7 protein-coding genes are annotated in these 7,116 nt (G+C 70.5%); 5 read left to right on the top strand and 2 right to left on the bottom strand.

Annotated elements, in window-relative coordinates:
- Nucleotides 1-9 precede the first annotated feature (9 nt).
- On the bottom strand, nucleotides 10-753 hold the full coding sequence (locus tag LDQ05_RS18910; RefSeq protein WP_226438497.1) for an energy-coupling factor transporter transmembrane component T family protein: 744 nt from the start codon (nucleotides 751-753) through the stop codon (nucleotides 10-12).
- The gene (locus LDQ05_RS18905) at nucleotides 753-2,756 is read right to left on the bottom strand and encodes an ABC transporter ATP-binding protein (protein ID WP_226438496.1); all 2,004 of its coding nucleotides are present in this window, start codon (nucleotides 2,754-2,756) and stop codon (nucleotides 753-755) included. Before LDQ05_RS18905 ends, LDQ05_RS18910 begins: the two co-directional genes overlap by 1 nt.
- Before the next feature lie 146 nt (nucleotides 2,757-2,902).
- On the opposite strand from LDQ05_RS18905, the gene LDQ05_RS18900 reads away from it, so the two are divergent.
- From LDQ05_RS18900 to LDQ05_RS18880, 5 genes are all read left to right on the top strand, one after another.
- Complete coding sequence (locus LDQ05_RS18900; RefSeq protein ID WP_226438495.1) at nucleotides 2,903-3,082, top strand: hypothetical protein; 180 nt, start codon at nucleotides 2,903-2,905, stop codon at nucleotides 3,080-3,082.
- Between the two features lie 164 nt (nucleotides 3,083-3,246).
- Nucleotides 3,247-4,134: an iron uptake transporter permease EfeU gene (efeU, locus tag LDQ05_RS18895; protein ID WP_226438494.1), complete on the top strand. Its 888-nt coding sequence runs from the start codon at nucleotides 3,247-3,249 to the stop codon at nucleotides 4,132-4,134.
- A 58-nt stretch (nucleotides 4,135-4,192) separates the two neighbouring features.
- Nucleotides 4,193-5,332 carry an iron uptake system protein EfeO gene (gene efeO / locus LDQ05_RS18890; RefSeq protein ID WP_226438493.1) on the top strand — a complete coding sequence of 380 codons (1,140 nt, stop codon included), beginning with the start codon at nucleotides 4,193-4,195 and terminating at the stop codon, nucleotides 5,330-5,332.
- Complete coding sequence (gene efeB / locus LDQ05_RS18885; protein ID WP_226438492.1) at nucleotides 5,329-6,588, top strand: iron uptake transporter deferrochelatase/peroxidase subunit; 1,260 nt, start codon at nucleotides 5,329-5,331, stop codon at nucleotides 6,586-6,588. The genes efeO and efeB overlap by 4 nt, the downstream gene beginning before the upstream one ends.
- Nucleotides 6,589-6,674: 86 nt before the next feature.
- Nucleotides 6,675-6,953 carry a hypothetical protein gene (locus LDQ05_RS18880; RefSeq protein ID WP_226438491.1) on the top strand — a complete coding sequence of 93 codons (279 nt, stop codon included), beginning with the start codon at nucleotides 6,675-6,677 and terminating at the stop codon, nucleotides 6,951-6,953.
- Nucleotides 6,954-7,116: the final 163 nt, after the last annotated feature.

Genomic DNA, 7,116 nt, shown 5'->3' with positions numbered 1-7,116 from the left:
ACGCACGGGTCAGGCGTACAGCCACATCGCGACGCACACCGCGGCCACCACCACCGCGACCACCACATCACCCACCCCCACACGGGGTCGGGCCGTCGCCGTCGGGCGCGGCCCCCGCACCGACAGCGCCTCCCCCAGATCCTGCGCCTGCCGCATGGACACCGACGCGACCGCCCCCACCGAATCCACGATCTCCCGCCACGACTCGCGTGCCGACGGCACACCGACGCGGCCGCGCAACCGGCGCGCCGCGAACACCATCCGCAGCTCACCGCGGATCGTCGGCAGCATCCGCAGAGCGAGCGCGCAGGTCGTCACCCATTCGTCGACGGGCAGTCGCATTCGGCGCAGCGGCGCGAACAGCACCGGGAGGGCGTCGACGAGTTCGGACAGTCGCGTCGTCCACCCCACCAGCGCCATCAGCACCAGCAGCGCGACACCCAGTAGCACCGTGCGCGCGTACGCGTCGAGTCCGCCGCCCGACGCGTTGAGCACCGCGCCGACCACGGCGATCGCGTAGACCCACCACGGGATCGAGGGCACCACCCCGCGGGGGATGCGCGCGACCGCCACCGCGACGGCCAGCACCACCGCGATCATCCCGATGCCGGCCCACGACGGATGGAAACTCACCACCACCGACAGTGCGGCGACCGCAAGGATTTTCGTGCCCGCCCACACTCGGTGCAGTGGCGACGGCCGCGGCACCGGCCGCAGCAGGATCACCGGCCGACGCCGCCGTGCCCCACCCATCACGCCACCGCCGCCGTACCGTCGTCCACGATCGTGCCGCCCTCGAGAACCACCGTGCGCGAACACACCTCGTCCACACCGTCCGTGTCGTGGGAGATCACCACGATCGTGACGTGCTCGACGGTCCGCAGATGCACCAGGATCGAGATCAATTCCCTGCGTCCCGCGTCGTCGAGACCGGCGAGGGGTTCGTCGAGCACCAGCACCCGCGGCGCCCGCGACAGTTGCGCCGCGATCGCGACACGCCGCATCTCCCCTCCGCTGAGACGGTCGATGCTGCGATCGGCGAGGTCCACGCCGAGGCCGACCCGGTGCAGCACCGCGGCGACGTACGCGGGGTCGACGTGGCGCATCCCGGCGACCTCGCAGATCTCCCGCGCGACCGTCGGCCGCTGCAGTTGCAGCCGTGCCTGCTGGAACACCAGGGCCACGTCACCGCTGCGATCCGCGGTGTCCTCACCGTGCAGCGTGCACCGTCCCGTCGTCGGGCGGATCAGCCCGGCGAGGATCCAGGCGAGTGTCGACTTCCCCGACCCGTTGGTGCCGGCGACGAGCACTCCTTCACCACGTGCGACGGTCAGCGTCACATCGCGTAACGCGGTGTGCGCCCACGGTGTGCCGTCCGCGTAGGTGTGACCGACGCCGCGCAGTTCGAGGACGGGACGCGGATCGGCCGGTGGTGCAGCCGGCACCGCCCGCCGGTGCACCGCGGGCACCTCGGTGTCGGCGAGACGCCCCCGGTGCAATCGGATCACCCGGTCGGCCCGGGTGGCTTCGTCGGCGAGATGGGTGACGAGGACGACGGTGGTGCCCGCCGCGGCGACGTCGGCGAGCACGGCGACCAGATCGGCCCGACTGTCCGCGTCCACCATCGCGGTGATCTCGTCGGCGATCAGCACCCGGGGCCGCCGCGCCAACGCCGACGCGATCGCGAGGCGTTGCAGTTGTCCCCCGGACAGGTCCTCGGTGGGCCGCTCCCCCGCACCGGCGAGTCCCACACGGTCGAGCAACTCCTCGACGTCGATGTCGGTGGCGGCGCCCCACCGCACGTCCTCGGCGACGGTGCGGCCGAGCACCTGGGTCTCGGGATGCTGGAACACCAGCGCTGTTCCGCCGATACGACCGAGCCCTACGGCGCCGGGCCTGTCGACGAGACCGGCGGTGGGTGCGACCCCCGCGAGAATACGGGCGAGCGTCGACTTACCGGACCCGTTGGGCCCGACGACCGCGACGAACTCGCCGGGTGCGACGGTCAGCTCGATGTCGGTGAGCGCGTCCGCCGTCGCCTGCGGGTAGCGGTGGGTGACCTGTCGCAACGTCACCGGGACGGGCGCGGGTTCCGCCGTGTCGGTGTCGGGCCACGGCGTCGGATGCTGCCGCCACGTGCTGCGGCGCGCGACGGCCCGGAAGACCCCGAAGCTCAGCAGTGCCGTGCCGATCATCGAGACGGTGACGGCACCGCCGAGCCACACCCACCAGTGCTCGACGAGGAAGTCGATCACGGTGTTCGCGGTGTCGATCGTCTCGGGTGTGGCGCCCGCCCCCGCCAGTGCGGCGACCACGCCCCGCAAGGTGGTGGCGAGCGCATCGAGCAGCAGCACGCGGGCGTCCTCGAACAGCGCGAGCAGACCGACGACGCCCGCCGCGACGAGCAACGCACCGGGAACGGCACACGCGAACACCACGAACACCGCGGAACGCCCCCACCGGCGGTGCGCGAACCCGACGAGGGTGCCGACGGCGGCGAGGATCGCCACCGACACCACCGCGAACGGGCCGCCGGCGATGAGCGCGACGACCGCGGCCGCGGACGTCGCCGCGACGACGACGCGCAGCCGCCGGGTGGCGGCGAGGAACGCGACGGGCAGGGTCACCAGCACCTGGGCGGCGCTCGCCGGAATCAACCCGACGACCACCGTGACGGTCGCGGTGAGCGCCCCGAACACGGCTGCCGCAGCCAGTTCCGGTGGTCGAAGTGGTCCGCGTGCGGTTGCCGATCTCACCGCACCCAGTGTGCCAGCCGCTCCGGACACCCGGCCGTCGCGTACCGCCGCGCCTACGCTGTCCGGATGAGCGTTCCCGATGTTCCCGCGGCGCCGACGGACGGGCCGGCGGGGTGGGCTCTGGACCTGATGGATCCGCTCGGCGGATGGTGCCGATCTTCCGCAGCCTCATCTCGATCCCTGCCGGGGTGACGCGGATGTCGCTCGGGCAGTTCGTGGTGTTCACCGCGGCGCAGACCCTGGCGCTCGGGATCGTCGTAACCGTGTTGGTCGTCGCCGTCGTTCGTCGTGTCCGGTCGCGGCGGGGCGCCCGCGACGACCCGTGACGACGGACCGCGCGGGCCGGATCGAACCCCGCCGCCACGACCGACGATCCCGAATCGGACAACTCGGACAGTGCCCGACCGGCCCTCCCCGCCCGGGGAACCGCGGGTGTATCTTTCGTTCGCACCATCGATGGTGAGGTTTGCCTCAACTGACCGGAGTAGCCATGCACGTACTCGCCGCCGCCGGCACCGCGCCGTCCGTCGCGACGCAACTCCTGGGATCCGGGCTGATCGGACTCCGTGAAGGCCTCGAAGCCGGGATCGTCGTGATGATCCTCGTCGCGTTCATCGTCCGCGCCGAGCGACGGGACGCCCTGAAATGGGTGTGGTTCGGTGTCGGGATCGCCGTGGCGATGGTCGCGGTGACCTTCCTGATCATCCACTTCGGTACGAACACCCTCGACGGGCTCGCCGCCGAGATCGCCGCCGGCATCGCGTCGCTCATCGCCGTGGTGATCGTCACCGTGATGGTGCTGTGGATGCGTAAGGCCGCCCGATCCATCTCGGGGGAACTGCGCACCGGAATGGAGAAAGCCCTGGTCGTGGGGCCGACCGCGGTGATGTCGTTGGCGTTCTTCGCGGTCGGGCGCGAAGGCCTCGAGACGGCGCTGCTGATGGTCGGATACGCGGAGAACACCGCGGGAAGTCCGTGGCCGCTGGTCGGTCTGCTGCTCGGAATCGCCGCCGCAGCCGCACTGACGGTGCTCATGTATCTGGGTGCCGTGCGGATCGACCTCGCGAAATTCTTCACCCTCACCGGGGTGTTCCTCGTCATCGTCGCCGCCGGGATCCTCGGATACGGGATCCGGGCCCTCCAGATCGGCGGGATCCTGCCCGGTGGCAGCACCCTCGCCTTCGACGTCTCCGGCAGCTACGACGCCGGCAGCTGGTACGGGACGGTCCTCGCCGGAATCTTCAACATCCGGCCCGATCCGACCGTCCTGCAGTTCGCCGCGTGGCTGATCTACCTGGTGGTCGTCCTGTTCCTGTTCCTGCGGCCGCTCACGACCGCCGCGGGACCCGAACGGTCACCGTCCACCGCCACCTCCTGAAACCACCCCGTTCTCGGCTCCCACGGTCCGTGTGCGTGCCCCACCCGAAAGGCCCCCGATGCGTCGACTCACCGCTTCTCTCGCCACCGCCACCGTGCTGCCGCTGGCCCTCGCCGGCTGCACGGAGAAGGCGTCGTCCGACGCCGACGCGATCACCGTGACCGCCACCGACTCCTCCTGTGAGGTGTCGGCGACGGAGGGCACCACCGGTCATTCGACGTTCTCCGTCACCAATCAGGGCACGAAGGTCACCGAGTTCTATGTACTCGCCACCGGCGAGCGGGCGCTCGGCGAGGTGGAGAACATCGGCCCGGGTCTGACCCGTCAGCTGATCGTCAACATTCCCGATCCGGGTGACTACGAACTGATGTGCCGCCCCGGCATGGTCGGCGACGGTATCCGCGAGGCGTTCACCGTCACCGGTGAGCCCCGGTCCGCCACCGACGAAGACGGCCGGCTCGCCGAGGCCGCCGACGGTTACCGTCGGTACATCCGCAGCCAGGTCGACGCGCTCGTCACCACGACCGGCACCTTCGTCGCCGCGATCAAGGCCGGCGACGTCGACGCAGCCAAAGCGCAGTTCCCGATCACCCGCACCTACTACGAACGCATCGAGCCGGAGGCCGAGAGCTTCGGAGACCTCGATCCGCGGCTCGATCTGCGTGAGGCGGACCTCGAGCCCGGTCAGGAATGGACGGGCTTCCACCGCCTCGAGAAGGACCTGTGGGTGACCGGCCTGCAACCCGATTCCGCAGCCATGGCCGATCGGCTGACCGCGGACGTGCAGGAACTGGCCGATCTGGTGAACGCCGACGACTACTCGATCGACCCCACCCGCATCGCCGGCGACGCGCAGGGCCTGCTCGACGAGATCTCCACCTCCAAGATCACCGGCGAGGAGGACATCTTCTCCCACACCGACCTGTACGACTTCCAGGCGAACGTCGACGGATCCCAGTCGGCGATCGCCGCGCTCCGCCCCATCCTCGACGAGCAGGATCCCGACCTCGGGCAACTCATCGATTCCCGGTTCGCCGATCTCGACCTTGCGCTCGGGCAGTACCGCGACGGCGAAGGATTCGTCTCGTACGACACCGTCACCGACGAGCAGCGGCAGGAACTGTCCCGTCTGCTCGACGCGTTGTCCGCCGAGGTCAGCAAGGTGCAGGGCGTGATCGCGGAGGCATCGGGACAATGACGGATCGACCGACCGTCCCTGCGCACGCGGGGCTGTCACGCCGGCAACTGTTCGGCACCGTCGGGGCCGGCGCCGTCCTCGCCGGCGCGGGCGCGGTGGTCGGTCGCGTCACCGCCCCCGAGCCCGGCGGCGGCGACCGGGTCGTCGCGTTCCGCGGCGACCACCAGGCCGGCGTGGTCACACCCGCCCAGGATCGACTGCACTTCGTCACGTTCGACGTCACCACACGCGACCGCGACGAACTGATCGCGATGCTGAAGACGTGGACCGCGATGGCCGAGCGGATGACCGCGGGCCTCGAGGCCACCGAGGACGGTGCGACCGGTGACGGCGCGTACCGTCCACCGAGCGACACCGGTGAAGCACTCGATCTCGCGCCGTCCGGGCTCACCCTCACCATCGGGTTCGGGCCGTCGCTCTTCGACGACCGGTTCGGACTCGCGCCGCTGAAACCGGCGGCGCTCGAGGATCTACCGCACTTCCCCGCCGACAACCTCGACCCCGCCCGCAGCGGCGGCGACATCGCTGTCCAGGCATGCGCCGACGACCCGCAGGTCGCCGTGCACGCCATCCGCAATCTCGCGCGCGTCGCCTTCGGTACGGCCTCGGTGCGCTGGTCCCAGTTGGGTTTCGGGCGCACGTCGTCGACGTCCACCGCACAGGTCACACCCCGGAACCTGTTCGGCTTCAAGGACGGCACCAACAACATCAAGGCCGAGGATCCGACGGCGCTGGCCGAATCGGTGTGGGTGGGATCCGGCGACGATCAACCGTGGCTCGCCGGCGGCACCTACCTGGTCGCGCGCCGAATCCGGATGCTCATCGAGGTGTGGGACCGCGCGGTGCTCGGCGAGCAGGAAGCCGTCATCGGCCGCGACAAACGGGAGGGTGCCCCGCTCGGACGCGACCGCGAGTTCGACGAACTCGACCTCGAATCCAATGGACCCGACGGTCCGCTCGTCCCCGTCGACGCGCACGTGCGGCTCGCGTCCGCGCAGCATCTCGGCGGCCTGCGCATCCTGCGGCGCGGCTACAACTTCACCGACGGCTCCGACGGGTTCGGGCACCTCGACGCCGGCCTGTTCTTCATCGCGTACTGCCGGGATCCACTCGCCCAGTTCGTGCCGATGCAGATGGAGTTGGCCCGCCACGACGCGATGAACGAGTACATCCAGCACGTCGGTTCGGCGGTGTTCGCGTGTCCGCCCGGATTGCGGGAGGGCGAATACTGGGGTCGGACGTTGTTCGAGTCCTGACCCGGACGGACCGGGGAGACGTAACACACGGTGAACGCGGGACGACAAGCCGGATGAGTCATGTGGAGTGTCGGAAGGGATTCATCGTGGCCACCAACAGACTGCTGTTCATCGGATACCCCGATGCGGACGAGATCGCGCAGTGGAGCGCCCTGCGCGAGTTCGCGCCGCAGCGGGGCTGGACCCCGACGCGTACGTTCGCGCCCGGCGAGACCGTCTGGGCCGTCGCCGCCGGCAGCGTCCTCGAACGCTCCGGTTCGGCCGAGGCACGTGTCGTCGCGTCGGTCCGTGATGCGAACATCCCGTGCACCACGGCGACGGACGCCATCGCTCACGCCTACACCACCGTGCGCCGCACCGCCTGAACACCGTGCGCCGCACCGCCTGAACAGCGATCGGCGGCGGGAACCGCCCGCAGCACACCCACCCCCGTGCGCACTCCACACCGGGCCGCCCCGGCCGCGGCACCCGATGCTGCTCAGTGCGTGAGCTGATCCACCAGTTCCGCCGCCGACTCCACCGACTCGA

The organism is Rhodococcus yananensis, from assembly GCF_020515525.1.
GTDB classification, from domain to species: Bacteria; Actinomycetota; Actinomycetes; order Mycobacteriales; family Mycobacteriaceae; genus Rhodococcus; species Rhodococcus yananensis.
The sequence above is the reverse complement of the archived record's forward strand: the minus strand, read 5'-3'. Positions and strand labels throughout refer to the sequence as shown.

What these genes read in the sequence shown, in the direction of transcription:
- efeU (WP_226438494.1), top strand. Translation starts at nt 3,247, where the DNA reads ATGCACGTACTCGCCGCCGCCGGCACCGCGCCGTCCGTCGCGACGCAA.
- efeB (WP_226438492.1), top strand. Translation starts at nt 5,329, where the DNA reads ATGACGGATCGACCGACCGTCCCTGCGCACGCGGGGCTGTCACGCCGG.
- LDQ05_RS18900 (WP_226438495.1), top strand. Translation starts at nt 2,903, where the DNA reads ATGGTGCCGATCTTCCGCAGCCTCATCTCGATCCCTGCCGGGGTGACG.
- efeO (WP_226438493.1), top strand. Translation starts at nt 4,193, where the DNA reads ATGCGTCGACTCACCGCTTCTCTCGCCACCGCCACCGTGCTGCCGCTG.
- LDQ05_RS18910 (WP_226438497.1), bottom strand. Translation starts at nt 753, where the DNA reads ATGGGTGGGGCACGGCGGCGTCGGCCGGTGATCCTGCTGCGGCCGGTG.